The sequence below is a fragment of the Pantoea sp. EABMAA-21 genome (assembly GCF_030053335.1).
In the GTDB taxonomy this organism is placed as follows: Bacteria; Pseudomonadota; Gammaproteobacteria; order Enterobacterales; family Enterobacteriaceae; genus Pantoea; species Pantoea communis.
Map to the genome: position 1 here is coordinate 20,656 of NZ_JASGBX010000012.1, position 24,370 is coordinate 45,025.

Below are 24,370 nucleotides of genomic sequence, written 5' to 3' on the forward strand. Positions count from 1 at the left end.
ACGATGATCCAGCAAAAAACGAATCTGGTTGAGGTTCGTGGCGTCAGCTTCACTCGCGGAGACCGCGTCATCTTTGATGACATTTCGCTTACCGTGCCAGCGGGTAAAGTGACTGCTATTATGGGGCCATCCGGGATTGGAAAAACCACGCTGCTGCGCCTGATTGGTGGTCAGTTGCAACCGGATAAAGGGGAAATTTGGTTCCGTGACCAGAATATCCCAGCGCTTTCCCGCACTAAATTGTATGAAGTGCGAAAAAAAATGAGCATGTTGTTCCAGTCGGGTGCACTTTTTACCGATCTTAACGTCTTTGATAACGTTGCCTGGCCGTTGCGTGAGCACACACAATTACCGCCGGAATTGCTGCACAGCACGGTGATGATGAAGCTGGAAGCAGTCGGCCTGCGCGGTGCAGCTAAACTGATGCCGGCCGAGCTTTCTGGTGGCATGGCGCGCCGTGCCGCACTGGCGCGCGCGATTGCGCTGGAGCCGGACCTGATCATGTTCGATGAGCCCTTTGTCGGCCAGGATCCGATTACCATGGGCGTGCTGGTGAAATTGATCGATGAATTGAACCACTCGTTAGGTGTGACCTGCATTGTGGTTTCACACGATGTGCCAGAGGTCTTGAGCATTGCTGACCATGCCTATATTGTTGCCGGTCAAAAGATTATTGCCCAGGGCAGTGCGCCGGAGTTGCGGGAAAATCCCGATCCGCGCGTGCGCCAGTTTATTGAGGGTCATGCGGACGGTCCAGTGCCATTCCGCTTCGCTGCCGGGGATTACCTCAGCGATCTGACTCGTGCAGGGAGAACGTAAACTGATGTTGCTAAAGGCGCTGGCGTCACTTGGACGTCAGGGAATTAATACTTGCGCGGCGTTTGGCCGTGCAGGCCTGATGCTGTTTCATGCGCTGGTGGGTAAACCTGCCTTCCGCCGCCACGCGCCACTGCTGGTAAAACAGCTGTACAGCGTGGGTGTGCTGTCGCTGCTGATCATTGTGGTCTCGGGTTTATTCATTGGTATGGTGCTGGGCCTGCAGGGTTATCTGGTGCTGACGACCTACAGCGCTGAAACCAGTCTCGGCATGCTGGTGGCCTTGTCGCTGCTGCGCGAACTGGGTCCCGTGGTCACGGCATTGCTGTTTGCAGGACGCGCGGGTTCAGCCCTGACGGCAGAAATTGGTTTGATGAAAGCCACCGAACAGCTCTCCAGCATGGAAATGATGGCCGTTGATCCGCTGCGTCGCGTGGTTTCGCCGCGCTTCTGGGCAGGGTTTATCAGCATGCCGCTGCTAGCCTTGATCTTTACGGCAGTCGGTATTGCCGGTGGGGCGTTGGTGGGCGTGGGCTGGAAAGGCATCGATCCGGGCTTCTTCTGGTCAGCGATGCAAAATGCCGTGGATTTTCGCACCGATGTCATCAACTGCATCATTAAAAGCGCAGTCTTTGCCGTGACGGTAACCTGGATTGCGCTGTTCAATGGCTATGATGCCATCCCGACCTCGGAAGGGATTAGTCGGGCGACAACGCGTACCGTAGTGCATGCTTCACTGGCGGTACTCGGTTTGGACTTTGTGCTGACAGCACTGATGTTTGGGAATTGATGCAATGCAAAGCAAGAAAAACGAAATCTGGGTTGGCGTCTTCATGCTGGCAGCACTGTTGGCACTGTTATTCCTCAGCCTGCGCGTGGCCGATCTCAAGTCACTTGGCACCGAACCGACATGGAAGCTGTATGCCACTTTCGATAATATTGGCGGCCTAAAAGTCAGCTCACCGGTGAAAATTGGTGGTGTGGTGATTGGTCGAGTAACGGATATTTCGCTGGATGATAAAACGCTGTCACCGCGTGTCACCATGGACATCAGCGATCAGTATGCTGACAAAATCCCGGACACCAGCTCGCTGGCCATTCGCACGCAAGGTCTGCTGGGTGAACAGTTCCTCGCACTGAATTTAGGCTTTGACGATCCAGAACTGGGTTCGGCAATGCTGAAAGATGGCGGCACGTTGCGTGACACCAAATCCGCGATGGTGCTGGAAGATTTGATCGGCCAGTTCCTCTACAAGAGCGGCGATAACAAAAACGATAATCAAAAGCAGGGCACCGAGAGTGCGCCTGCTCCGGCAGCACCTGCTACAACGGAATAGAGAGGTAAAACACGATGTTCAAACGTTTCCTGATGATTGCCATGCTGGCGATTGTGCCGCTGGCGGCCAATGCAGCGGATCAGAGCGATCCTTATAAATTAATGAATGAAGCGGCGGCGAAGACCTTCACCCGCTTGAAAAACGAGCAACCTAAAATCAAGCAGGATCCTAACTATCTGCGTGAGGTGGTGCGTCAGGAGTTGCTGCCGTATGTACAGATCAAGTACGCGGGTGCGCTGGTGCTGGGCCGCTATTATCGTGAGGCTACTCCGGCACAGCGTGACGCTTACTTTGCGGCATTTGGCGATTATCTGGCTCAGGCTTATGGCCAGGCGCTGGCGTTGTACCACGGCCAAACCTACCAGATTCAGCAATCGCAGCCGATTGGCGATGCTAACATCGTGGCGATTCGCGTGACTATTTTGGATCCGAACGGCCGTCCGCCTGTGCGCCTTGATTTCCAATGGCGCAAGAACAGCCAGACCGGCAACTGGCAGGCCTATGATATGGTGGCTGAAGGCATCAGCATGATCACGACCAAACAAAATGAGTGGAGTGATTTGCTGCGTACTAAGGGCATTGATGGTCTGACCGCGCAGTTGAAAACTTACGCAGCGCAGCCTATCACTCTGGATAAACAGTAAGCATGAGCGAACCGTTACGCTGGCAGCGCAATGCCAGCACGCTATCTTTAAGCGGCATGTTGGATCGCGATACCCTGCTATCATTGTGGCATGAACGTGAAACCGCCATGGTGGATATCGCGACCATTGATGTCGCGGCGCTGGAGCGCGTGGATTCAGCGGGACTGGCTTTGTTAGTCCACCTGCGCGAGATCGCGCGGGCACAAGGTAGCACGCCACTTTTCACCGGTATCAACGACAAACTCCAGTCATTAATTGCGCTGTATAACCTGCAGCAGATTATTGTTTCTGCGGAAAAAATCGCCTGATAACGTAGTCATCGCCAAAAGCCCCTGATTTATTCAGGGGCTTTTGCGTATTTAAGAGTCAGGCGCTTTCCTCTAAGATATCCGCCTTATTATTATTATGTGAAGCAAAGAGCGATGGAAAATAGTGAAGTTCAGGCCGTGCTGATGCAGGCGCTGCCATTAGATGAAGTACATGTTCTCAGCAACGACGGCAGTCATTTTCAGGTGATCGCGGTGGGTGAGATGTTCGGTGAACTGAGTCGTGTGAAAAAACAGCAGGCTGTTTATGCGCCGCTGATGGAATACATTGCGGATAACCGTATTCATGCGGTTTCCATCAAAACTTATACCCCAACCGAGTGGGCGCGCGACCGTAAACTCAACGGTTTCTAAGCGCCTCACAGGTTGTTTTGTTGATAGATAATTGAGAGCCGTTAATGGACAAATTTCGTGTGCAAGGCCCCACCCGTTTAAGTGGTGAAGTGACCATTTCCGGGGCGAAGAATGCTGCGCTGCCAATTCTGTTTGCTGCGCTGCTGGCAGAAGAGCCGGTTGAAATTCAGAACGTGCCGAAGCTGCGTGATATCGATACCACCATGAAGCTGCTAAATTTGCTGGGTGCGCGCGTTGAGCGTAATGGTTCGGTTCACGTTGATGCTCGCGAAGTTAACGTCTTCAGCGCACCGTATGATCTGGTGAAAACCATGCGTGCCTCGATTTGGGCACTGGGTCCGCTGGTGGCGCGTTTTGGTCAGGGTCAGGTTTCATTGCCAGGCGGCTGTGCTATTGGTGCACGTCCGGTTGATCTGCACATCACTGGCCTTGAGCAACTGGGTGCGGAAATTAAACTGGAAGAAGGTTACGTCAAAGCTTCCGTTAATGGCCGCCTGAAAGGCGCGCATATCGTCATGGACAAAGTCAGCGTTGGCGCGACCGTGACCATCATGAGTGCGGCAACGCTTGCCACTGGCACGACCATTATTGAAAACGCCGCGCGTGAGCCGGAAATTGTCGATACGGCAAACTTCCTCAACACGCTGGGCGCAAAAATTAGCGGTGCAGGCACAGATAAAATTATCATCGAAGGCGTAGAACGTCTGGGTGGCGGTGTGTATCGCGTTCTGCCGGATCGTATCGAAACCGGTACCTTCCTTGTCGCTGCTGCGATTTCCCGCGGTAAAGTGGTGTGCCATAAAGCCCAGCCCGATACGCTGGATGCGGTACTCGCAAAACTGCGTGATGCGGGTGCCGAGATTGAAACCGGTGAAGACTGGATCAGCCTCGATATGCACGGTAAGCGCCCTAAGGCAGTTAACGTCCGTACTGCACCACACCCAGGTTTTCCAACCGACATGCAGGCACAGTTCACCTTGCTGAACATGGTGGCGGAAGGCACAGGCGTGATCACCGAAACCATCTTCGAAAACCGTTTCATGCACATCCCTGAGCTGATTCGTATGGGCGGTCACGCGGAAATCGAAAGCAACACTGCGATTTGCCACGGTGTTGAGACGCTGTCAGGTGCACAAGTGATGGCAACCGACCTGCGCGCCTCTGCGAGCCTGGTACTGGCCGGTTGCATCGCGGAAGGCACCACCATTGTGGACCGTATTTATCATATCGACCGTGGCTATGAGCACATCGAAGATAAACTGAAGGCCATGGGTGCCAATATCGAGCGCGTCAGCGGCGAATAACGCTGACTCAACGTTTGATGATAACCAGTCACGATAACGTGGCTGGTTTTTTTATGTCCTGGATCTCAGATCTCCTGCCGAACCCTGGGGGATCGAATACGTTTTTTGCGATCCAGCAAGCGCGATGTAATGGGATCATAATAGCGAGTTGGCCAGATCTCGGCGGGATGTACACCGATCGCGTCAGCGATCAACCACTCTCCTTTGGGCCAGGGGCGGGAAAGTGCGTTGGAGAGTGTGGACGAGTTCAGCCCCGAATTGCGTGACAATTCAGCCATTGATGTGCCTTTTTTACGCAGTGCTGCAATCACATCTGCGGGATGCCAATCCTGTTTCCTTGCTTTCATAACGTCCTGCTCCTTGTCCATGTTATTGCGTTGTCTCTGCCGCAACGGGCGTATCCAATACAGAGATATTAGGAAAAAACAAAAATCTTATAGCAAATAATTTCCATAAGCTTCCAGTAATTGTTTTGGCCTCGCATTAAACTGAGCTCTCTTTCGCAAAAGCGATGCAAGGAATGTAATGGGCAGTCAGGTGAAGCGCTGGGAAGTAAAGCAGGGGGAGAATACGGGTGAGGCAGGAAAGAAAACGGGGCTATGCCGCCCCGTAATAGCAATCAGAAATCACGCTGCACTGACATGTGGGCCAATGCTTCGAGTGCACTACGCCACGGCGTTTCTGGCAGGGCCTGCAGAGCAGCAATGGCTTTATCCGCCTCTTCTTCAGCGCGTTTGCGCGTCCATTCCAGCGAGCCAGTTTGTTGCATGGCATCCAGTACCGGTTCCAGCAGATGGCGACCGTTGCCTTCTTCGATTGCTTTGCGGATCATCTGAGCTTGCTCTGGTGTACCGTTGTGCATGGCATGGAGCAGCGGCAGTGTCGGCTTGCCTTCGCTCAGGTCATCACCGGTATTTTTACCCAGGGTTTCGCCATCCGCACTGTAATCCAGCAAATCGTCAATTAACTGGAAAGCGGTACCCAGATAGCGACCATAATCCTGCAGCGCTTTTTCCTGCGCCGGCGTGGCTTCAGCCAGAATCGCGGAGGCTTGAGAAGCCGCTTCAAACAGGCGCGCGGTCTTACTGTAGATGACGCGCATGTAGCTCTCTTCCGTGATATCGGGATCGTTGCAGTTCATCAGCTGCAGCACTTCACCTTCCGCAATCACGTTCACTGCTTCAGACATCAGCGCGAGGATCTTTAAGGATCCCATGCTGGTCATCATCTGAAACGCGCGGGTGTAGATGAAGTCCCCCACCAGCACACTGGCAGCATTACCGAACGCGGCATTGGCAGTGGCTTTGCCACGGCGCATATCGGATTCATCCACCACATCATCGTGCAGCAGAGTCGCCGTGTGGATAAATTCGATCAGCGCCGCATTGGTGACATGTAGCGATCCCTGGTAGTTCAGCGCACGTGCCGAGAGCACCGCGATCATGGGCCGGATACGTTTGCCTCCGCCGCTGATGATGTAGTAACCCAACTGATTAATCAGTGAGACATCTGAATTCAGCTGGTCGAGGATGGTCTGGTTGACGGCCGCCATGTCCTGCGCGGTTAATTCATTAATCTGTTCTAAGTTCATTCGTCTGTTCAGCTTTGACTCGTATTTTGCATGGTAAGCGCTTTTACCCAGCGTGAGTTCAGGTAATCTGTTACTGATTGTACTTGAAAAATCGGGCTGAGAAACGTTTGCATTCGTCCTGCGCTTTTTTTCTGCAAGAGAGTGCAAAGTGCACTTGTCTTCTGCTGGAGATTTGCGTAGAATTCGCGCCCTATTGTGAATATTTATCGCGCCGCCTGATGAATAGAAAGGCATGCGCAGAAGCGGAGTTTTATATGTACGCGGTTTTCCAAAGTGGTGGTAAACAACACCGAGTAAGCGAAGGTCAGACCGTTCGCTTGGAAAAGCTGGACATCGCAACCGGCGAAACCATTGAGTTCGACCAGGTTCTGATGATTGCAAATGGCGAAGACGTGCAAATCGGCGCGCCACTGGTATCAGGCGGTGTGATCAAGGCAGAAGTTGTTGCTCACGGTCGTGGCGAGAAAGTTAAGATTGTTAAGTTTCGTCGTCGTAAACACTACCGTAAGCAAGCTGGTCACCGTCAGTGGTTCACTGATGTGAAAATCACTGTGATCGGCGCGTAAGAGGAGATCTGACAAATGGCACATAAAAAGGCTGGTGGCTCGACTCGTAACGGTCGCGACTCCAATGCAAAACGTCTGGGTGTTAAGCGTTTCGGTGGTGAATCTGTTCTGGCAGGTAGCATCATCGTTCGTCAGCGTGGCACCAAATTCCACGCAGGTACCAATGTAGGTTGTGGTCGTGACCACACCCTGTTTGCTACCGCAGACGGTAAAGTACAATTCGAAGTTAAAGGTCCTAACAACCGTAAGTACATCAGCATCGTTGCTGAGTAAGGTTGTTGTGACGCAGACGGTTAACGTCTGAACACACGAATTGAAGGCCCCGCAGCTTTGCGGGGCTTTTTACATTCTGCCGCAGGTTGCGGGATTCCCTCTGACCAAAACGCGCAGTTTGCTGTACAATTTATGTACTCCTGGCTTTGCCAGTCTTGTATTATCCGCCGCCGGTCAGCGCAGAAGACCCTGGCGGACCCGTTTGCTGTGCTTTAGTCGCCGCGAACGATAGCGTGACGGAGAAATAAAATGAAGTTTGTAGATGAAGCGACGATCCTTGCGGTTGCAGGCGATGGCGGTAATGGTTGCGTCAGCTTCCGCCGCGAAAAATACATTCCACGCGGTGGCCCGGACGGCGGCGATGGCGGTGACGGCGGTGATGTTTACCTGCTGGCGGATGAAAACCTGAATACCCTGATCGACTATCGCTTCGAGAAATCTTTCCGCGCCGAACGTGGTCAAAATGGCCAGAGCCGTGATTGCACCGGTAAACGCGGCAAAGACATCATTATCAAGGTGCCTGTCGGTACCCGCGTGATTGACCAGGGTACTGGCGAAACGCTGGGTGACATGACGCGCCACGAGCAGAAGCTGATGGTCGCGAAAGGCGGCTGGCACGGCTTGGGTAATACGCGTTTTAAATCCTCGGTTAACCGTTCCCCACGTCAGAAGACCATGGGTACGCCGGGCGAGAAGCGTGACCTGCAGCTGGAGCTGATGCTGCTGGCTGATGTCGGTATGCTTGGTCTGCCGAATGCCGGTAAATCGACCTTTATTCGCTCCGTGTCTGCGGCTAAACCAAAAGTGGCGGATTATCCGTTTACTACTTTGGTGCCAAGCCTTGGTGTAGTGCGCATGGACAACGAAAAGAGCTTCGTCGTCGCCGATATCCCGGGCCTGATTGAAGGCGCAGCGGATGGTGCCGGTCTGGGGATTCGCTTCCTGAAGCACCTTGAGCGTTGCCGTGTACTGTTGCACCTGATCGACCTTGCGCCGATCGATGAATCCGATCCGGTCGAAAACGCCCGCATCATCCTGGGTGAGCTGGAAAAATATAGCGAGAAGCTGTTCCAGAAGCCACGCTGGCTGGTGTTTAACAAATGTGACCTGCTGGACCGTGAAGAAGCGGAAAGCCGCGCTAAAGCGGTTGTGGAAGCTTTGGGCTGGGAAGACAAATACTACCTGATTTCTGCGGCCAGCCATGACGGCGTGAAAGATCTCTGCTGGGACGTGATGACCTTCATCATCGAGAACCCGAAAGAAGCGGAAGAAGAAGCGAAAGAGCCGGAGAAAGTGGCCTTCATGTGGGATGATTATCACCGCGAAGCCATGGAAACCGCTCAGGAAGTGGAAGAAGACGACGATTGGGATGACGACTGGGACGAGGAAGACGACGAAGGCGTCGAAATCATTTACCAGCGTTAATCGCAAAACAGAAAGCGGCCAATTGGCCGCTTTTTTTATGGCTGCTGAGTGCCATTTTCATCTCCCGATGAAAGGGCATCGTGTGCAGCAATCCGGCGCGATGATTCTGCCCCCTGGAATAAGGAGGTGAGGGCCGTCGCGGAAAATTACCCCAGCACCGCCACCGTCAATCGCGATGTGCAGCACAGTTGATCGCGTCCATTGCGAATCTCAATTTCCCAGCTCTGGTTGCGTGCGCCAAGGTGCAAAGGACGGCAGATGCCGCGCACTTCACCGCTGCTCACCGCGCGATGATGGCTGGCACTGACCTCAATCCCCACCACACTTTTTCCCTCTTCCACACTCAGATAACCGGCAATCGATCCCATCGATTCCGCCAGCACCACTGACGCACCGCCGTGCAGCAGGCCAAACGGCTGCTGCGTGCGGGTATCCACTGGCATAGTTGCCTCAAGGTAATCGTCGCCAATCACCGTGAACACGATGCCGACGTGCGACACCAGCGAGTTATCCCCCAGGGTATTTAAGGTTGCCAGATCAACCGATCGTTTCCAGATTGCCATATCAGGATCCCAGCGTTGCGCCACCGTCGACCACAATATCCTGCAGCACCACGTGGCTGGCAAGATCTGAGGCCAGGAACAGAACGTTGTTCACGATCTCTTGCGGTTTCGCGATCTTACGCAGTGGGATCCCCAACTTGTACTGATCCGGGAAGCCGTTGATCATCTCCTGCTCTGCTTCCGGCGTATGCCACAGGCTACGTTGCATATCGGTATCGGTTGAACCCGGTGAAACGATGTTGCAGCGCACGCCAAACGGTGCCATTTCCAGACCGACGGTGAGGCACAGGCTACGTAGTGCGGCTTTGGAAGCGCCATAAGCGGACATGCCGAGACGTGGCGCGTGAGCCGCGTTAGAAGCGATGGTAACAATCGCCCCCGCGCGCTGCTGGCGGAATACCGGCAGCGTTTGCTGGAACATATTGAAGGCGCCACCGGCGTTCACCGCCAGACACGCCTGCCAGTCTTCGAATGCGAGTGCTTCGGTACTGCCGACGCGCAGGATCCCGGCGCCGTTGACCAGCACATCCAGACGAGGCTGCTCAGCCAGCAGACGCTGGCACACGGCTTTCACCTCCGCCGCATTCGCTACATCCAGAACCTGAGTGGCAAACGGGTAGTCGGGCTGCTCAAAACGCAGATCGAAGCCGATCACCAGTGCGCCGGCCTGATGGAATGCCAGCGCCGTGTGGTAACCAATGCCTTTACCCGCGCCGGTTACCCAGACGATTTTTCCGTTAAAGTCGAAAGAGGCACTCATTTGGCAGGCGTCCGTGACAGTAGTGCCCACCAGCCATCAATGCTCGGATTTTTTGCCAGGCTAACGAAATCGATGTCGTTGTGCACCTGGCGCCAGCGCGCCGCCAGCGCCATCACGCGTACGGAATCCAGGCCGTAGTCGATCAGGTTTTCATCATCTTCTGGCACATCGTCATCTTCCAGCAGCGGCAGAATCAGCGCACGCAGATCGTCTTTGCTCAGCGGCAGCGGCATCAGATCGGCGGTCATCACCACTTTGCCGCTGCGGCCAGCGGTGTAGGTCAGTGCCATCATGTGCTCTTCACGGCTAAAGTCGGCCAGCGCATCCGCCACCATAAACGGCTGGATGTTACGCATAAAGGCGTCAGTGGCGGTGGTCAGGCAGCCGATGTGGGCGTAAACGCCGGTAATGATCAGCTGATCGCGGCCCATCTCCTGCAGGATCGATTCCAGCGGCGAGCGGACAAAGGCGCTGTAACGCCATTTGGTTAACACCTGATCGTCCTGATCTGGCGCCAGTGTATCTACGATCTTCTGTTGATCCGGATGCTTATTCAGGCCTGGTCCCCACATGTCGTTGAGCAGTGCGCGATCGGCATCGCTCTGCTCGTTGGGCTGCGCGGTGTAGAACACCGGAATACCTTGCGCTTTGCAATAGGCGCGCAGGCGGGCAATGTTCTCCACAACCTGATCGATCAGCGGACTGTTCTCGCCCCAGAAATTCAGGAAATAAGCCTGCATATCATGGATCAGCAGGGCAGCACGCTGTGGCTCAACGGTCCATTTCACCTTGTTGGTCGGCAGTTCAGTGGCGGCAGGCAGCGCGTAAGAATTGAGTTTTGGAATAGCCATTACAATCTCCGGAATAGGTTCAGGCTTGCGCTTGTTGGTCAGCAAGCTGTTGGCGTAAACGTTTTTTATCCACCTTGCCAACCGGGGTCAGTGGCAGGGCATCTACGCAGGTAATACGATCGGGTAATTTAAACTCGGCGACACCGAGATCGCGCAGATGACGGCGCAGCGCCACCGCTTTGATCGGCTGGCTGGCAACAATAAAGGCGCAGCTTTTTTCACCCATCAGTTCATCAGTCATCGACACCAGCGCGGCATGAATCACATCCGGATGGCGCTGCAGCAAATTCTCGATCTCTTCTGCGGCGATCTTCTCGCCGCCACGGTTGATCTGATCCTTCTCGCGGCCCTGCACGGTGATGTAACCCTGCGGGTTGATCTCAATCAGATCGCCGGAGCAGTAAAAGCCGTTAGCATCAAAGCTGGCGGCATTGTGTTCCGGGCTTTTGTAGTAGCCACGGAAGGTGTACGGACCGCGTGTCATCAGGCGACCCACCGTGCCGTGCGGCAGCGCATTACCGTGTTCATCCGCCACCCAGACTTCGTCATCTTCAGAAATCGGTCGGCCCTGAGTGGTCAGCACGATTTTCTCGTCATCGCCAAAGCGGGTGTAGTTCACCAGGCCTTCGGCCATGCCAAACACCTGCTGTAATTGGCAGCCAATTTCGCTCTGGATGCGTGCCGCCAAGGTTTCGCCGAGCTTCGCGCCGCCGACCTGAATGCGCTGCAGCGTAGCCAGCTGCTTGTTGCTACCCCATTCCTGAATCGCCTTCAGCCACAGGCTCACTGCGGGTGGAACCAGACCGGTATCGGTAACCTGATGCTTCTCGATCAGCGGGAAGCACAGCGTAGCGCTGGGATCTGCGGCGAGGATCACCTGGCCCCCGGCATAAAACACGCCGAGTGAACCCGGTGAGCTCATGGCGAAGTTATGCGGTGCGGGCAGGGCGATCAGATAACGCGTGTCAGCCGTGACTTCGCAGATCTCATCACTGGCGCGAATACTGTAATAGTAATCGTTGTGCGTGCGTGGGATCAGCTTCGGCGTACCGGTGCTGCCGCCGGAGAGCTGGAAAAACGCCACTTCATCAGCGGCGCTCGGCGTGGGCTGATAATCGCCTGCCGCTTCCGCCATCAAAGCTTCGAGAGTGTTTTCTTTATCACCGTCATTACGCAGGATGATCTGCTGCAGTGACGGTTGAGCGGCACAAAGCGCACCAATAAAGGTGTCATCGCCAAACAGCGCGTGACTGCGATCGGCAATTAGCAGTTTAGGCTCAATCTGCGCGGCATAGGCGGTCAGCTCGGTGCGCTGATGGCTATACAGCGCGAAGACGGATGCTACGCCCAGTTTAAACAGCGCAAAGACCGTGACGTAAAACTCCGCCACGTTGCCTAGCTGCACTAACGCAGTATCACCCTGTTGCAGGCCACGGCGCTGCAGGGCTGCCGCGAGGTTATCGGTTAGCTGATTCAGCTCGCGATAGCTGATTTGACGATCGCCGTCGATGACCGCGATTGCATCATTCTCTTGATGACGCGCCAGGATATCGGTCATTGGCACATCGAGCCAATAGCCTTTTTCGCGATAGCGCGCAGCCAAATCTTCAGGCCAGCGGGTATAGGGAATGCTCATGCTCTTTCCTTTATTGCAGTCCAAAAGCGCGCAACATGGTATCCAGCTTCACGCCGGTTTCGCGCCATTCTGATTCAGGTTGGGAATCGGCAACGATGCCTGCGCCCGCAAACAGTCGCACGCGTGCACCGTGCACGGTGCCACAACGAATTGTCACCACCCATTCGCCGTTGCCTTCACTGTCACACCATCCCACAATGCCGCCAAACAGCTGACGATCAAAAGGCTCTAATTGCTGAATCAGCTGCTGAGCACGCTGGTGTGGGAAGCCGCTTAATGCGGGGGTCGGATGAAGCAGGCAGGCCAGCGACAAGGCGTTCTCACGATCATCCTGTACCTCACCATCGATTTGCGTCGCGAGGTGCCATAAGGTCGCGGTGGTGATCAATGACGGTACCGTCGGCACGGACAGCAGGCGACTGCGCGGTTGCAGCGTATCGCGCATCGCATCTGTGACCAACTGGTGTTCATGACGATCTTTGCTGGAGTCCATCAGCGTATTGCCCGCTGCCTGATCCTGTTGGCTATCGTGGTGATCACGACGTGCTGAGCCCGCCAGCGGGCATGAGCTAAAATCGCGGCCCTGCTTACGCAGCATCAGCTCCGGGCTGGCCCCCACCAGTGCACCGCCTTGTGGCAGCGGCAGATGGAAGTGATAGCTATTCGGATTCTGCGCAATGACGCGTTGCATCAGTGCCGCGGTATCCACTGGCTGTTCGGTGACAATATCCATCAGGCGCGACAGCACCACTTTATCTAGGTCACCGCGTTGCGTTGCTGTCACCGCATCGGCCACCATTTGGGTAAAGACATCGTGATCCGGCACCGCCACGCGACGACGTACCTGCGGCAGCTCACTGGCAGCCGCAGGCAGCGCATTCTGTAGGTCGGCACGATGAAAAGTTTGATACGTTTCAGGAATAAACAGGGCCGCAGGCTGACTCACGTCAAACGGAATCGCACCCACCAGGATCGGATTCTCAATGCCTTGTTGTTTTGCCGCCGCAAAATGTTGATGCAGCTGAAGTTGAAAATCACCCTGCAATGATGCAGCGTCTGCCACAGAGGTGGTTATCGTGGTATAGCAGCCTTGAGTCGCGAGGCTTCGCCACGGCGAGGTAAAGAGGAACCCACGACATAACGCAGAAAAATCCTCTAATAAGGCATTTTCAAACATGGATGATTCCACCATAATTTTCACCTATAAATGATAAGATTATTAAGAATGATTATCATTTTTATTATGGGCCTGTAACCTACGTCGATTGGACAAAAGAGTCAATCCATTCGCGGGATTTCCCGCATGATTAGGCGTAATCGGAAGGTGACGTCGAGCCGTGCAATAAGCTAAAAGGTGGACCAAAACTTATGAATAAATGCGGTTTATTGGGACTGACAGCCCTGTTGTTTATTTTCCAGACTTTCACAGGGCTCGCACAGGCAGAACAGGGATGGCCGCGCACGGTGCAGGGGGCAAAGGGTTCAATTACCTTAAACAAAGCTCCGCAGCGTATTGTTTCAACCAGCGTCACCTTAACTGGATCATTGCTGGCAATTGATGCACCGGTGGTGGCCTCCGGTGCGACCGCTCCGAACAGCCGTCTGGCCGACGATCAGGGTTTTTTCCGTCAATGGGGTGAGGTGGCAAAACAGCGCCATGTAAAACGTCTCTATATTGGCGAGCCGAGTGCCGAAGCGGTGGCCGCAGAAGCACCAGACCTGATTCTGGTGAGCGCCACAGGTAATGATTCTGCGATTAAACTCGCCAGCCAGCTTTCCGCCATCGCACCGACGCTGGTGGTGAATTACGACGACAAGAGCTGGCAGGATGTGGTGACGCTGCTAGGCCAGGCAACCGGTCACGAAGCGCAGGCTGCACAGCGGGTGAAGGCTTTTGACGATCGTGAAGCAGCGTTGAAAAAAGCCATCACCTTACCGCCGCAGCCCGTGTCTGCCTTGGTGTGGAACGGCGATGGGCGTGCCGTCAACGTGTGGACCACGGAGTCAGCGCAGGGCAAACTGCTGGAGCAACTTGGCTTTACCCTCGCCGTTCCACCCGCCAGCGTGCAGCAAGGCCACAGCATGGGCCAGCGTAAAGACATCATTCAGCTGTCGGGTGAGAATGTGGGAAGCGGTTTGACGGGCAAAACCTTCCTGCTGTTTGCGGCTGATGACAAAACCACGCAGTCGGTGATCGGCAATCCGTTTCTCGCGCAAAACGCGGCGGTTAAGGATAAGCAGGTATTCCCGCTTGGCGTCGATTCGTTCCGTCTGGATTACTACAGCGCCAGCAATCTGCTGGCGCGTCTGGAGAAACTGTTCGTTAAATCATGATGCCTGCTCCGCCAGCTCAGGGGCTGGCGGCGCATAACGACGTAAACGGCCCATTACACACCACATCACAACCCCCAACAGCGCTGCCGCAAAACCAAACGCGGCGGCAGCCTGTGGCGGCAATAACCACGATCCCATGGCCCCAATCATCGCCGCACCGATCGCATCTCCGGTGACATTTTGCGCGGTCCACAAGCCGTTAATGCGGCCCAGCAGATGGTCTGGCGTCAGCAGTTGAATCATCGCGTACTGCACCAGACTGTTGATGGCACTGAAATAACCAAACGCCACCAGACACAGCAGCGCCAGCGGCAGATTGGGCATCAGACTGAATAATCCCAGCGCGATAAATCCGGCCACCGCACTGCCCAGCACCAGCTGTCCCGGTCGGGCTGCATGTTTCAGTTTACCGCTGGTGAACGCGCAGATGGCGGCACCCAGAGGCACGGCTGCGTAGAGCATGCCAAGCTGGTTAGCACTCACTGACCAATGTGGTGCGAGAGCGGGGTAGAGCACGCGAATTGCGCTGGCCAGAGTGACCAGAGCACCTATCAGCGCCACCATGCCGACAATCGGGCTGGCAAACAGGAACTGCACCCCGGCGGCCAGCGACTTCAGCGGATGTTCACGCGGCTGAAGTGGCGGCGGGAGTTGCGGTAATTTCAGCAGCGTCAGTACGGTAATCAGTGTGCCAAACGCGGTTAAGCCGTAGTTCCACATTACACCGCCGTGCGCAATGACCAGTCCGGCAATGGCTGGCGAGAGGATGGAGCCAAAACGCACCGTCAGCATGGTGATGGCGCCGGCCTGCATAATGTTTTCGCGCCCCACCAGCGCCGGTGTGGCCGCCAGCAGCGCCGTGACGCCAATCGCGCCAAAGAAGCCATCCCAGAATCCCAGCAGATACACCGCAATCAGTGAAGGCTGCGGCAGCGCAGCGTTAATCGCCAGCGCGATAAAGCCCAAGCCGCAGGTGGATCGGGCAAGCAAAATCAGTTTCTTACGCTCGTAGCGATCGGCTAACACCCCGCCGGTCAGCAGACCAATAAACATACCGGATGCGGCGAGGGTGACGGCCAATCCCACCAAAAGCGGGGAGTGCGTCATCTGCTGAATCTGCACTGGCACCGCCACGGCGAGCATGCCTAATGCGACAATCGAGATGAATCGGGCAATAAATACTGCGCGAAATGCCGCATGGGTTTTCAGCAGGGAGAGATCGATAAAGTGGGAAGATTTGTTCATTTGTTCGCCTTTTTGCACCAATTTTCCTCATCGTCCGCGAGGCGAGTCATGGTAACATAGGCAAACGCGAGTAATAACGATAACCATTATCAAATTGCGTTGCGCATGCGACGACGTTGAACAGTGAAGGTTTAGAACGATGCGCCAGATCCGTGCATTAGCAGGCTCAGGGATTCTGCTTTTGCTCCTCATCGCGCTCAGCTTGATGCTGGGGGCAAAATCGATACCCATTTCCGATGTTTATCATTCTCTTACCTCAGACTGTAACAACGCTGAGTGCGTGATTGTGCGTGATGCACGCCTGCCGCGCACCCTGGCCGGATTGCTGGCGGGTGTCGCCCTCGGGTTAGCGGGCGCACTGATGCAAAGCCTGACGCGCAATCCACTGGCCGATCCGGGCATTCTCGGCGTTAACGCAGGTGCCGGGTTTGCGGTGGTGATCGGCATTGCGCTGTTTGGCGCGGATTCTCCCCTCGATTGGCTCGGCTTCGCGTTTGCCGGTGCACTGCTGGCGTCATTGCTGGTAGCGATGACGGGGGCGATTGGCGGCGGGCGAGTCAATCCGGTACGCCTGACGTTAGCCGGCGTAGCGCTGGGCGCGGTGCTGGATGGCCTGACGTCTGGTCTGTCACTGCTCAATCCCGATATTTATGATCATCTGCGTTTCTGGCACAGCGGCTCGCTGGATATCCGCAATTTCACTGTATTGCGTACGCTGTTCCCGGCCGTGCTAATCGGCAGCGGAGTGGCACTCTATTTGTCGCAGGCGTTGAACAGTTTAAGCATGGGCGGCGATATGGCGACCGCGCTGGGCACGCGGGTGGTGCGCACGCAACTGCTTGGTTTAGTGGCGATTGCGTTGTTGTGTGGTGCGGCGACAGCGGCAGTGGGGCCGATTGCTTTTATCGGACTGATGACGCCGCATTTTGCACGCTGGATGGTCGGCAACGATCACCGCTGGATGCTGCCCGCCACGGCGATCATTACCCCGATTCTGTTGCTGGCAGCGGATATTCTGGGACGACTGCTGGTGGCGGGCGAACTGCGCGTCTCCATCGTCACGGCGATGTTGGGTGCACCGGTGTTGATTGTGCTGGTGCGCCGTAAACTCGGGCGAGGTGCGTTATGACGCGTCGGGTTAGATTACATACCACGTGGTTGTTGCTCGGATGCGCACTGCTGGCGTATCTGGCGATGACGCGAGGCGCATTGCCGATTGGTGCTAAGCAATTCTGGCAAGTGCTGGCGGGACACGGTGCCAGCAACGTCAAGCTGATCGTTTTAGAGTGGCGACTGCCGCGTGTGCTAATGGCGCTGCTGATTGGCGCGGCACTGGGCGTCAGCGGCGCGATTTTCCAGTCACTGCTGCGCAACCCGCTCGGCAGCCCGGATATTCTCGGTTTCAACACCGGTGCCTACAGCGGCGTGCTGGTGGCACTGGTGCTGTTCAATCAGGGCATCGCCGCCATGACCGGTGCAGCGTTGGTTGGTGGTATCGGTACGGCGGCATTGGTGTATCTGTTTGCCTGGCGCAACGGGGTAGAAACCTTCCGCCTGATTATTGTTGGTATCAGCGTGCGCGCGTTGCTGATGGCACTGAATGCCTGGCTGATTATCAGTGCTTCGCTAGAGTCCGCGCTCAGTGCCGGATTGTGGAGTGCCGGTTCACTTAACGGCATCACCTGGGCGAAAACGCCGCCGGTGATTGGCGTGTTGATGCTGTCGCTGCTGCTGATGGCGATGCTAACACGACGGATGCGTTTGCTGGAGATGGGCGATGATACCGCCAGTGCGCTCGGCGTGCCGGTGGAGCGCAGTCGGCTACTGCTGATGCTGATTGGCGTAGTGTTGACGGCGGCGTCCACTGCGCTGGTGGGGCCGATCTCCTTTATTGCGCTGCTGGCACCACAAATCGCGCGTCGACTCGGCGGCGGCGAGAAAGGCGCGCTGCTGCTGGCGGCGCTGTGTGGCGCACTGTTGCTGATTGCGGCTGATTTTGCTGCGCAGCATTTGTTCTTGCCTTATCAATTACCGGTTGGCGTGATTACCGTCAGCCTCGGTGGACTTTATCTGATTGCGTTACTGGTGCGGGAGGCGCGACGCCAATGATCGATATCCCTTCACGGCTGTATGGCGAAGGCCTGACGCTCGGCTACGACAAGAAAGTGGTGGCAGAAAACCTGTCGGTGGCGATCCCGGAAGGTGAGCTGACAGTGATTATCGGCCCCAACGCCTGCGGTAAATCCACTTTGCTGCGCACCCTGAGCCGCCTTAATACTCCGCTGAAAGGCGAGGTGTATCTGGATGGTGAGGCGATAGCGCGTTATCCGACCAAAGAGGTGGCGCGTCGACTTGGGCTGCTGCCGCAGAGTTCCAACGCACCGGCGGGCATCAGCGTTACCGAACTGGTGGCACGTGGGCGTTACCCGCATCAAGCGCTGTTTGGCCGCTGGCGCAGTGAAGATGAAGAGGCGGTGCAAAGCGCGATGCGGGCAACCGGCGTGGCGGATTTGGCGCAGCAGCCGGTGGATACCTTGTCCGGCGGGCAGCGTCAGCGCGTATGGATTGCGATGGTGCTGGCGCAGCAAACCCCGCTGTTATTGCTGGATGAGCCGACCACCTGGCTGGATATCACCCATCAGATTGAACTGCTGGAACTGATGCAGGAGTTGAATCAGCAGCATGGCCGCACGCTGGTGGTGGTGTTGCACGATCTTAATCACGCCTGCCGTTATGCCACCCATTTGATCGCCATGCGTCACGGCAAAATTTTGGCCGAAGGCAAGCCCGCAGAGATCGTAACACCCGCGTTGATTGAACAGGTGTACGGTTTGCGCTGCGTGATTGTGGAAGATCCGGTGGCGCACACGCCAATGATCGTGCCGCTGGGAAGAGGAAAGTAAGCGGTCTGGCTGCACAAAGCCTGTTATCGCGGGAATCTAAATGCTGTGACCGGCACACCACAGTGGAGCATCGTGTCGGGAGGTCTTAACGCAGCGCCCTGCACAGGGCAGGCAGGTTGATTGCAGTGAGGCTTGATCTCAACGCCCTGTAAAAGGCAGAGAAGTTTATCGCCGGGAGGCCTTTCGACCTCCCGGAAATCGGCTGACGCTAGCCTAATATCCGCTGCAACAGCGGGCCAATCTGCTCAAACATCTGCGGGGAAATAATCTCCACGTGTGCACAATCCATCGGCCAAACCTCTAACTCACCGACATACGGTGCCCAGGCGCGACGCGCATCCTGACCGGGCTGCTGCGTCTGCTCGGCGAGGAACAGTGTGGCGCGACCGTTGAAACGCGCACTGCGCGCGGTGGCCAACAGACGCACCGAACTGGCGTAGTTGGCTTCGATGGTATCGAACATCGCGCGCATCTCTTCGCCCGCCTGATGGCGCTGGGCAGCGATAAACTGCTCGCGCTCGCGATTCACCTCTTCCAGCACCGCCGGATCCAGCACATTCTCGCCACGCTTTTCATCCCAGTTCTGCGTTTCCGGTGGCCAGGTATCGAGCAGGCCGAGGAAGGCTACCTCTTCACCTGCCGCTTCCAGTCGTGCCGCAATACCTTGCGCCAGCGTGCCGCCCAGCGAATAACCGAGGAAGAAGTACGGTCCGTGCGGCTGCACGTTCCGTAAGGTTTGCAGATGCGCATCACACACCTCGTCGAGATGCGCGCTTTGGTTCAGCGGGCTCTGGGGATTCGGCGACTGAATCCCCACCAGCGACCAGCGCTGATCGAGATAGCGCTGCAGAATACTGAACTGCCAGGCAAAACCCGACGCCGGATGGAAGCAGAACAGTGTCGGACCGTTGCCCTGACGCAGCGGCAGAACGGCTTCAAAACCTGCCTGCTGATGCGATTGTGTATCGCTCAGCAACCGGGCGAGTTTTTCCACCGTTGAAGCCACCATAATCTGCCCTACCGAAACCGGCTGTTGCAGTTCGCGGCGCAGCTGGGCAGCTAAGCGCATCGCCAGCAACGAGTGGCCACCGAGGGCGAAGAAATCATCCTGGGCGCTGATGGTGTCACGCGCCAGCAACTGGCAGAAAGCCTGCGCCAATTGGGTTTCCAGACCGGGATGCGGTTCACGGCCCACGCTGTCAGCTGCATTTTTTGGCAGCGGTAAGGCTTTGCGATCCAATTTACCATTGCTGCTCAGCGGGAAGGCATCCAGTTGCACAATCGCCACCGGCACCATATGTGCAGGCAGCCGTTGCGCCAGTGCATCACGCAGCGCGTCGCCATCGACAACGTGCTCTGCGACGACGTAACCCACCAGCTGACGCGCGTCACCGCCTTGTGCAGCGGCACCGCCGAGTACCACTGCGTGCGTGACTGCCTGCTCGATACCGGGCTGTGCGCTCATCACATGATCGATTTCGTTGAGTTCGATACGCTGGCCTCGGATCTTCAGCTGATCGTCGCTGCGTCCGAGGTATTCCACCGCGCCGTTATCCAGCCAGCGCGCCACGTCACCGGTTAGGTACATGCGTTCGCCAGCGGCAAAAGGATCGGCGATAAAGCGGCTGGCGGTCAGATCCGGGCGGCCAAGATAGCCGTGTGCCAGTTGTAAGCCGGTTAAGTAAAGATCGCCCGCCACACCCGGCGGCACCGGCTGCATACGCGCATCAAGGATGCGTAATCCGGTATTCCACACCGGGAAACCAATCGGCACGCTGGCCCCTTCAACGGCTGCCAACGCTTCGCCAAACGCCGGATACCAGCTGACATCTACCGCCGCTTCGGTCGGGCCGTAAAGATTGTGCAGCGGCACCTGCGTCAGTTTTTCCCATTCACGCGACAGATCGGTCGGCAGCGCTTCACCGCTACAGAAGACGTTACGTAAGCTGCCACAGCAGGCAATCGCTGGCGCACTGTCCAGCGCCGCGACAAAGGCGGCCAGCATCGAAGGGACAAAGTGCGTGGTAGTCACTTTGTAACGCGCAAACAACTGCTGAAGGGCTTCCGGATCGCGGTGCGCTTCCGGCGGTGCCATCACCAGTTGCGCGCCTACCAGCAGCGGCCAGAAGAATTCCCATACGGATACATCGAAACTGCTTGGGGTTTTCTGCAATACCACATCGTCGGCTTGCAGCGGATAGCGATCCTGCATCCACAACAGGCGGTTGACGATCGCTTCATGACCGACCAATACGCCTTTCGGACGCCCGGTAGATCCTGAGGTGTAGATGATGTAAGCGCCATCCTGTGGTGTCGGCGCGCTGGCAGGTGGTGGCGCGTCTGGCGCGGTATAGAGCGCATCAAAGTGCAGCTGCTTAACAGAATCGATAGCGCTAAAGCGGGCGCTCAATTCCACTGAGGTGATCAGCGTTTTGGGGGCGGCATCTTCCAGCATTAGCTGCAAACGTTCGTCGGGGTAGCCGGTATCGAGCGGCAGATAGGCCGCGCCGAGCGACACTATCGCCTGCAGTGCCAGTGAGAGCTGCACTGAACGCGGCAATGCCACTGCGACGATATCGCCGCGCTGGACGCCCGCTGCACTAAGATCCGCTGCCAGAGCATACAACTGCTGCTGCATCTCACGGTAGCTTAACTGGTGCGTCGCATCAGCCAGCGCCGGGGCATCAGGCGTACGCGCGGCCTGTTGCGCCAACAGTGAGGCCAGCGTTTCTGCAGGAACAGGGTGCGCGGTCTGATTGATACCGGCAATTTGTACGTGCTCTTCTGTGGTTAGCAGATCCAGTTCACCCAACGCACGCTGTGGTTGCTCCGCCAGCTGATCCAGCAGCAAAGCAAAACGGCTGGCGTGGCGAATCAGCGTCGATTCGCTATAGCGCTCCGCATTCGCCAGCAACTCCAGCGTTAGTTCACCCTGTTCGCTAATGTAGATAGCGATTTCCAGATCGCGCACCGGGCCTGATGCCAGCTGATGGGTTATGCCTTCAACGCCAGCAAAATCGAGTTGATAGTCAAACATCTTCAGGTTGATCACCGAACCGTACAGCGGGTCACCATCGCCCAAACGTCCAAGATCGCGCTGCACCTGTTCCGCGTCATAACGCTGGTGGCGGCGCATTCTCTTCACTTCACCTGCCAGCTGGGCAGCCAGCGCACTCAGAGGCTGGGTGGGATCGTAATGCACGGCCATCGGCAGCACGTTGATCACCGGACCGGTGGCACACAGCGCGGCGGATCCGATGCGGCGCATAAAGATGAATCCAGCGGCGAAATCATTTTGTCCGCTGAGTCGCGCCAGCCACAGCGCCACCAGCGCAAAGGCCAGGTCAGCAGCGCTGGATTGTGGATGCTGATTAACCAGCTTCTGGAAGGTGCTGCGATCGAGCGTCACGCTGTGGCGCAGCAGATCGGTGGTCGCGCTTTGTCCCGCCAGCGGCAGCGATGATAGCGAAGCCGGTGAGGGCAGCGCTGCGCCTTTTTCGCGCCAGAAATCACCATCGCGCGTGAATGAAGAGGATTCCTGATAACGCTGGTACTCTTCAACGACTTCGCTAAACGGGATAAACGGCGTCGGCTCGGCCTCTTGCTGCTGCACGGCGGCAGTGTAAAGGTTAGCAATACGGCGAGTGATGGCGGTAAAGCTGAAACCATCCACCACTAAATGGTGATAACGCTGATACCAGAACCAGTGCTGATCGCCAATGCGATACAGTGTGTGATGCCATAAAGGGGCGCCGCTCAATACGCGTAGATCACCGTTCATGTCTTCACGCATTAACGCGCGGGCTTTGGTGGCCGCATCGGGTTCAGCGCGCAAATCCACGATTTTTGGCGCACTGAACGTCTGCGGTTGCAGCCACTGCAGTGCTTCGCCCTCGACTTCGGCAAACGCCATATTCAGCGTATCGGCTTCCTGCATGCCAGCCACGATGGCCTGCGCGAGCAGGTCTGTGTCGATGGCGCCGGACAATTCGACAAAGTGCGCTACTGCATATGCATTGTGGTGCTGGGTCAGCTGGTCGGCAATCCAGATGCCGGGCTGGGCTGCCACTAAGGGCAAGGTGTGTTGGTCGGTCATGGTTTTGTTCATCAGAGATTCAGACATCTGTGCTCCGGTTTGCGTCCTGCGTGATGAAGTTAAGTCGGATTGCGCCACAGGGCTTGCAGACCGTCGAGCAGACCACCGCGCCAGCATAGTGCGTCATGGCCGCCCTCCACCGGCAGGTAATTTACCTGATAGCCGGCAGCGGTAAGTTTTTGTTCTAATTGTTGATTGGCTTGCAGAATCAGGCCTTCACGTTTACCTGCCTCCAGCCAGAAACGCAGCGGCTGTTTCGGTGCCAGGCCGCTATCCAGCGCCTGCAACAGCCAGCCGTATGGGTTGCCACGTTCGGGCCACCAGAATGATCCGGAGAGGCTTAGTGCATTGCCAAACGTCTCCGGGAAATGCAGCGCGGCAAACACCGATGCCAGGCCGCCGAAACTTTGTCCAGCCACCAGCGTGCTATCTGCCTGTTGGCGATAGGGTGCCCATTGCGCCACCTGCGGCAGTAACTCCTGCTGCACGGCTTGCCAGAACTGCGGATTACAGGGCAGTTCACGACTACGGTGTTCACGATCGATGATGTCAATTAACAGATAAACGGCAGGTGGGAGTTTCCCTGCGTCAGTAAGTTGCTGCAATGGCCCGGCAATCGGCATTTGATTCGCCCAGAACTGCCCATCCAGCAGAATGGCCAGTGGACGTTGCGCGTTATCGGATTCGCCGGTGGCATAAATCCACACTTTGCGACTGTTACTTAGTAACGCGCTATCCCACTGATATTGTTGCAAAGAAACAGCCGATGCGCTGCCATCATCCACGGCTTGCCAGATTTTCTGGTCAGGGGCCTGCGGGAGATGCAGCGGCGAAACGCCCATGCCACGCCCACCGGCCCAGCCGCGCAGTGTATTCAGGGGATCGGCCTTCGCCGTGGGGAATTTGTCACGCCACCAGTTTCGCAAGGCATACATGTCCGCTTCACCGCTAAAGTCGGTTGCCTGCTCATCGGGCATCAGGCAGTAGCTGCCGCGCCAGTTTGATGGCAGCGCAGTTTGCCAGTACCACACATCGGTACCCGTTACGCGCACCAATGACTGCGGTGGACGTTTCTGGTGGTGATCGGTCACGCCAGTGATGTTGATCCATACACGCTGAGTCGCTGACGTTTTTTCGCTGCCTTGGGGATCGCGCCAGAAGAAGGTCACCAGGCAGGTGCCATCCTGCTGAGGGTCAATTCGCGGAATACCCTGAGTTTGTTGCTCCTGCCACCAGGCTTCGCTACCGGTTACATCATTTCGCCAGGTCATAGGGGCTGCCAGTCACTGTGTAGGGAAAGATTTACATAAGATTAATAATTAATACTATTGATAACTATTTGCATT

24 protein-coding genes are annotated in these 24,370 nt (G+C 56.3%); 14 read left to right on the plus strand and 10 right to left on the minus strand.

Going from position 1 to position 24,370, the window contains the following annotated elements; all coding sequences use genetic code 11:
- Window positions 1–3 precede the first annotated feature (3 nt).
- From mlaF to murA, 7 genes are all read left to right on the plus strand, one after another.
- Window positions 4–819: a phospholipid ABC transporter ATP-binding protein MlaF gene (gene mlaF, locus QMZ65_RS17265; protein ID WP_034826608.1), complete on the plus strand. Its 816-nt coding sequence runs from the start codon at window positions 4–6 to the stop codon at window positions 817–819.
- A 4-nt stretch (window positions 820–823) separates the two neighbouring features.
- The gene (mlaE, locus tag QMZ65_RS17270; protein ID WP_034826606.1) at window positions 824–1,606 is read left to right on the plus strand and encodes a lipid asymmetry maintenance ABC transporter permease subunit MlaE; all 783 of its coding nucleotides are present in this window, start codon (window positions 824–826) and stop codon (window positions 1,604–1,606) included.
- A 4-nt stretch (window positions 1,607–1,610) separates the two neighbouring features.
- Window positions 1,611–2,153 carry an outer membrane lipid asymmetry maintenance protein MlaD gene (gene mlaD / locus QMZ65_RS17275; RefSeq protein WP_034826604.1) on the plus strand — a complete coding sequence of 181 codons (543 nt, stop codon included), beginning with the start codon at window positions 1,611–1,613 and terminating at the stop codon, window positions 2,151–2,153.
- Between the two features lie 14 nt (window positions 2,154–2,167).
- On the plus strand, window positions 2,168–2,797 hold the full coding sequence (gene mlaC, locus QMZ65_RS17280) for a phospholipid-binding protein MlaC (RefSeq protein WP_097118192.1): 630 nt from the start codon (window positions 2,168–2,170) through the stop codon (window positions 2,795–2,797).
- Window positions 2,798–2,799: 2 nt separating this feature from the next.
- Window positions 2,800–3,105, plus strand: a complete 306-nt coding sequence (gene mlaB, locus QMZ65_RS17285; RefSeq protein WP_034826600.1) for a lipid asymmetry maintenance protein MlaB — start codon at window positions 2,800–2,802, stop codon at window positions 3,103–3,105.
- 114 nt (window positions 3,106–3,219) lie between these two features.
- Window positions 3,220–3,477: a BolA family iron metabolism protein IbaG gene (gene ibaG / locus QMZ65_RS17290; RefSeq protein WP_034826599.1), complete on the plus strand. Its 258-nt coding sequence runs from the start codon at window positions 3,220–3,222 to the stop codon at window positions 3,475–3,477.
- A gap of 44 nt (window positions 3,478–3,521) precedes the next feature.
- Window positions 3,522–4,781 carry a UDP-N-acetylglucosamine 1-carboxyvinyltransferase gene (gene murA, locus QMZ65_RS17295; protein ID WP_283216416.1) on the plus strand — a complete coding sequence of 420 codons (1,260 nt, stop codon included), beginning with the start codon at window positions 3,522–3,524 and terminating at the stop codon, window positions 4,779–4,781.
- A 65-nt stretch (window positions 4,782–4,846) separates the two neighbouring features.
- Here the strand turns inward: murA and QMZ65_RS17300 are convergent, their stop codons facing one another.
- Both QMZ65_RS17300 and ispB read right to left on the minus strand, forming a co-directional pair.
- Window positions 4,847–5,128 carry a helix-turn-helix domain-containing protein gene (locus QMZ65_RS17300; protein WP_058962127.1) on the minus strand — a complete coding sequence of 94 codons (282 nt, stop codon included), beginning with the start codon at window positions 5,126–5,128 and terminating at the stop codon, window positions 4,847–4,849.
- A gap of 272 nt (window positions 5,129–5,400) precedes the next feature.
- Window positions 5,401–6,372: an octaprenyl diphosphate synthase gene (gene ispB, locus QMZ65_RS17305; protein WP_038649473.1), complete on the minus strand. Its 972-nt coding sequence runs from the start codon at window positions 6,370–6,372 to the stop codon at window positions 5,401–5,403.
- Window positions 6,373–6,626: 254 nt separating this feature from the next.
- Here ispB and rplU point away from each other — a divergent pair, with 254 nt between their 5' ends.
- From rplU to cgtA, 3 genes are all read left to right on the plus strand, one after another.
- Window positions 6,627–6,938, plus strand: coding sequence for a 50S ribosomal protein L21 (rplU, locus tag QMZ65_RS17310; RefSeq protein ID WP_034826596.1), 312 nt, complete (start codon window positions 6,627–6,629; stop codon window positions 6,936–6,938).
- Window positions 6,939–6,953: 15 nt separating this feature from the next.
- A complete protein-coding gene (gene rpmA, locus QMZ65_RS17315; protein ID WP_003851093.1) occupies window positions 6,954–7,211 on the plus strand; it encodes a 50S ribosomal protein L27 in 258 nt (85 codons plus the stop codon).
- A 249-nt stretch (window positions 7,212–7,460) separates the two neighbouring features.
- Complete coding sequence (gene cgtA, locus QMZ65_RS17320; RefSeq protein ID WP_034826592.1) at window positions 7,461–8,636, plus strand: Obg family GTPase CgtA; 1,176 nt, start codon at window positions 7,461–7,463, stop codon at window positions 8,634–8,636.
- A 146-nt stretch (window positions 8,637–8,782) separates the two neighbouring features.
- Here cgtA and QMZ65_RS17325 read toward each other — a convergent pair whose 3' ends face one another.
- From QMZ65_RS17325 to QMZ65_RS17345, 5 genes are read right to left on the minus strand one after another with little or no spacing between them, the layout of a single operon-like run.
- Window positions 8,783–9,199 (minus strand): hotdog fold thioesterase, encoded by a 417-nt coding sequence (locus QMZ65_RS17325; protein ID WP_058962126.1) that lies wholly within the window; start codon window positions 9,197–9,199, stop codon window positions 8,783–8,785.
- 1 nt (window position 9,200) lies between these two features.
- Complete coding sequence (gene dhbA, locus QMZ65_RS17330) at window positions 9,201–9,959, minus strand: 2,3-dihydro-2,3-dihydroxybenzoate dehydrogenase (protein WP_283216417.1); 759 nt, start codon at window positions 9,957–9,959, stop codon at window positions 9,201–9,203.
- Window positions 9,956–10,810, minus strand: a complete 855-nt coding sequence (locus QMZ65_RS17335; protein ID WP_097118195.1) for an isochorismatase family protein — start codon at window positions 10,808–10,810, stop codon at window positions 9,956–9,958. Before QMZ65_RS17335 ends, dhbA begins: the two co-directional genes overlap by 4 nt.
- 19 nt (window positions 10,811–10,829) lie before the next feature.
- Window positions 10,830–12,446 carry a (2,3-dihydroxybenzoyl)adenylate synthase gene (locus QMZ65_RS17340; RefSeq protein ID WP_283216418.1) on the minus strand — a complete coding sequence of 539 codons (1,617 nt, stop codon included), beginning with the start codon at window positions 12,444–12,446 and terminating at the stop codon, window positions 10,830–10,832.
- A gap of 10 nt (window positions 12,447–12,456) precedes the next feature.
- Window positions 12,457–13,638, minus strand: a complete 1,182-nt coding sequence (locus QMZ65_RS17345) for an isochorismate synthase (protein WP_045833015.1) — start codon at window positions 13,636–13,638, stop codon at window positions 12,457–12,459.
- A gap of 176 nt (window positions 13,639–13,814) precedes the next feature.
- Here QMZ65_RS17345 and fepB point away from each other — a divergent pair, with 176 nt between their 5' ends.
- The gene (fepB, locus tag QMZ65_RS17350; RefSeq protein WP_097118198.1) at window positions 13,815–14,780 is read left to right on the plus strand and encodes a Fe2+-enterobactin ABC transporter substrate-binding protein; all 966 of its coding nucleotides are present in this window, start codon (window positions 13,815–13,817) and stop codon (window positions 14,778–14,780) included.
- Here fepB and entS read toward each other — a convergent pair.
- Complete coding sequence (gene entS / locus QMZ65_RS17355; protein WP_283216419.1) at window positions 14,775–16,025, minus strand: enterobactin transporter EntS; 1,251 nt, start codon at window positions 16,023–16,025, stop codon at window positions 14,775–14,777. The two genes, fepB and entS, sit on opposite strands and share 6 nt — an antisense overlap.
- A 139-nt stretch (window positions 16,026–16,164) precedes the next feature.
- Between entS and fepD the strand changes: the two genes are divergently transcribed.
- The 3 genes from fepD to QMZ65_RS17370 are packed head-to-tail and all read left to right on the plus strand — an operon-like array spanning window position 16,165 to window position 18,928.
- Window positions 16,165–17,154 (plus strand): Fe(3+)-siderophore ABC transporter permease, encoded by a 990-nt coding sequence (gene fepD / locus QMZ65_RS17360; protein ID WP_283216420.1) that lies wholly within the window; start codon window positions 16,165–16,167, stop codon window positions 17,152–17,154.
- Window positions 17,151–18,134 (plus strand): iron-enterobactin ABC transporter permease, encoded by a 984-nt coding sequence (gene fepG / locus QMZ65_RS17365; RefSeq protein ID WP_283216421.1) that lies wholly within the window; start codon window positions 17,151–17,153, stop codon window positions 18,132–18,134. The genes fepD and fepG overlap by 4 nt, the downstream gene beginning before the upstream one ends.
- A complete protein-coding gene (locus tag QMZ65_RS17370; RefSeq protein WP_058959455.1) occupies window positions 18,131–18,928 on the plus strand; it encodes an ATP-binding cassette domain-containing protein in 798 nt (265 codons plus the stop codon). The genes fepG and QMZ65_RS17370 overlap by 4 nt, the downstream gene beginning before the upstream one ends.
- A gap of 208 nt (window positions 18,929–19,136) precedes the next feature.
- Here the strand turns inward: QMZ65_RS17370 and QMZ65_RS17375 are convergent, their stop codons facing one another.
- Window positions 19,137–23,051, minus strand: a complete 3,915-nt coding sequence (locus QMZ65_RS17375; protein ID WP_283216422.1) for an enterobactin synthase subunit F — start codon at window positions 23,049–23,051, stop codon at window positions 19,137–19,139.
- Between the two features lie 32 nt (window positions 23,052–23,083).
- On the minus strand, window positions 23,084–24,295 hold the full coding sequence (gene fes, locus QMZ65_RS17380; protein ID WP_097118202.1) for an enterochelin esterase: 1,212 nt from the start codon (window positions 24,293–24,295) through the stop codon (window positions 23,084–23,086).
- Window positions 24,296–24,370: the final 75 nt, after the last annotated feature.

Excerpts from the sequence above, each read along its gene's own strand:
- QMZ65_RS17340 (WP_283216418.1), bottom strand. The coding sequence starts at position 12,446 with ATGAGCATTCCCTATACCCGCTGGCCTGAAGATTTGGCTGCGCGCTAT.
- mlaC (WP_097118192.1), top strand. The coding sequence starts at position 2,168 with ATGTTCAAACGTTTCCTGATGATTGCCATGCTGGCGATTGTGCCGCTG.
- cgtA (WP_034826592.1), top strand. The coding sequence starts at position 7,461 with ATGAAGTTTGTAGATGAAGCGACGATCCTTGCGGTTGCAGGCGATGGC.
- rplU (WP_034826596.1), top strand. The coding sequence starts at position 6,627 with ATGTACGCGGTTTTCCAAAGTGGTGGTAAACAACACCGAGTAAGCGAA.
- mlaE (WP_034826606.1), top strand. The coding sequence starts at position 824 with ATGTTGCTAAAGGCGCTGGCGTCACTTGGACGTCAGGGAATTAATACT.
- murA (WP_283216416.1), top strand. The coding sequence starts at position 3,522 with ATGGACAAATTTCGTGTGCAAGGCCCCACCCGTTTAAGTGGTGAAGTG.
- QMZ65_RS17370 (WP_058959455.1), top strand. The coding sequence starts at position 18,131 with ATGATCGATATCCCTTCACGGCTGTATGGCGAAGGCCTGACGCTCGGC.
- rpmA (WP_003851093.1), top strand. The coding sequence starts at position 6,954 with ATGGCACATAAAAAGGCTGGTGGCTCGACTCGTAACGGTCGCGACTCC.
- QMZ65_RS17345 (WP_045833015.1), bottom strand. The coding sequence starts at position 13,638 with ATGGTGGAATCATCCATGTTTGAAAATGCCTTATTAGAGGATTTTTCT.
- ibaG (WP_034826599.1), top strand. The coding sequence starts at position 3,220 with ATGGAAAATAGTGAAGTTCAGGCCGTGCTGATGCAGGCGCTGCCATTA.
- mlaB (WP_034826600.1), top strand. The coding sequence starts at position 2,800 with ATGAGCGAACCGTTACGCTGGCAGCGCAATGCCAGCACGCTATCTTTA.
- fepG (WP_283216421.1), top strand. The coding sequence starts at position 17,151 with ATGACGCGTCGGGTTAGATTACATACCACGTGGTTGTTGCTCGGATGC.
- dhbA (WP_283216417.1), bottom strand. The coding sequence starts at position 9,959 with ATGAGTGCCTCTTTCGACTTTAACGGAAAAATCGTCTGGGTAACCGGC.
- QMZ65_RS17375 (WP_283216422.1), bottom strand. The coding sequence starts at position 23,051 with ATGTCTGAATCTCTGATGAACAAAACCATGACCGACCAACACACCTTG.
- QMZ65_RS17335 (WP_097118195.1), bottom strand. The coding sequence starts at position 10,810 with ATGGCTATTCCAAAACTCAATTCTTACGCGCTGCCTGCCGCCACTGAA.
- fepB (WP_097118198.1), top strand. The coding sequence starts at position 13,815 with ATGAATAAATGCGGTTTATTGGGACTGACAGCCCTGTTGTTTATTTTC.
- mlaD (WP_034826604.1), top strand. The coding sequence starts at position 1,611 with ATGCAAAGCAAGAAAAACGAAATCTGGGTTGGCGTCTTCATGCTGGCA.
- mlaF (WP_034826608.1), top strand. The coding sequence starts at position 4 with ATGATCCAGCAAAAAACGAATCTGGTTGAGGTTCGTGGCGTCAGCTTC.
- QMZ65_RS17325 (WP_058962126.1), bottom strand. The coding sequence starts at position 9,199 with ATGGCAATCTGGAAACGATCGGTTGATCTGGCAACCTTAAATACCCTG.
- fepD (WP_283216420.1), top strand. The coding sequence starts at position 16,165 with ATGCGCCAGATCCGTGCATTAGCAGGCTCAGGGATTCTGCTTTTGCTC.
- fes (WP_097118202.1), bottom strand. The coding sequence starts at position 24,295 with ATGACCTGGCGAAATGATGTAACCGGTAGCGAAGCCTGGTGGCAGGAG.
- QMZ65_RS17300 (WP_058962127.1), bottom strand. The coding sequence starts at position 5,128 with ATGAAAGCAAGGAAACAGGATTGGCATCCCGCAGATGTGATTGCAGCA.
- entS (WP_283216419.1), bottom strand. The coding sequence starts at position 16,025 with ATGAACAAATCTTCCCACTTTATCGATCTCTCCCTGCTGAAAACCCAT.
- ispB (WP_038649473.1), bottom strand. The coding sequence starts at position 6,372 with ATGAACTTAGAACAGATTAATGAATTAACCGCGCAGGACATGGCGGCC.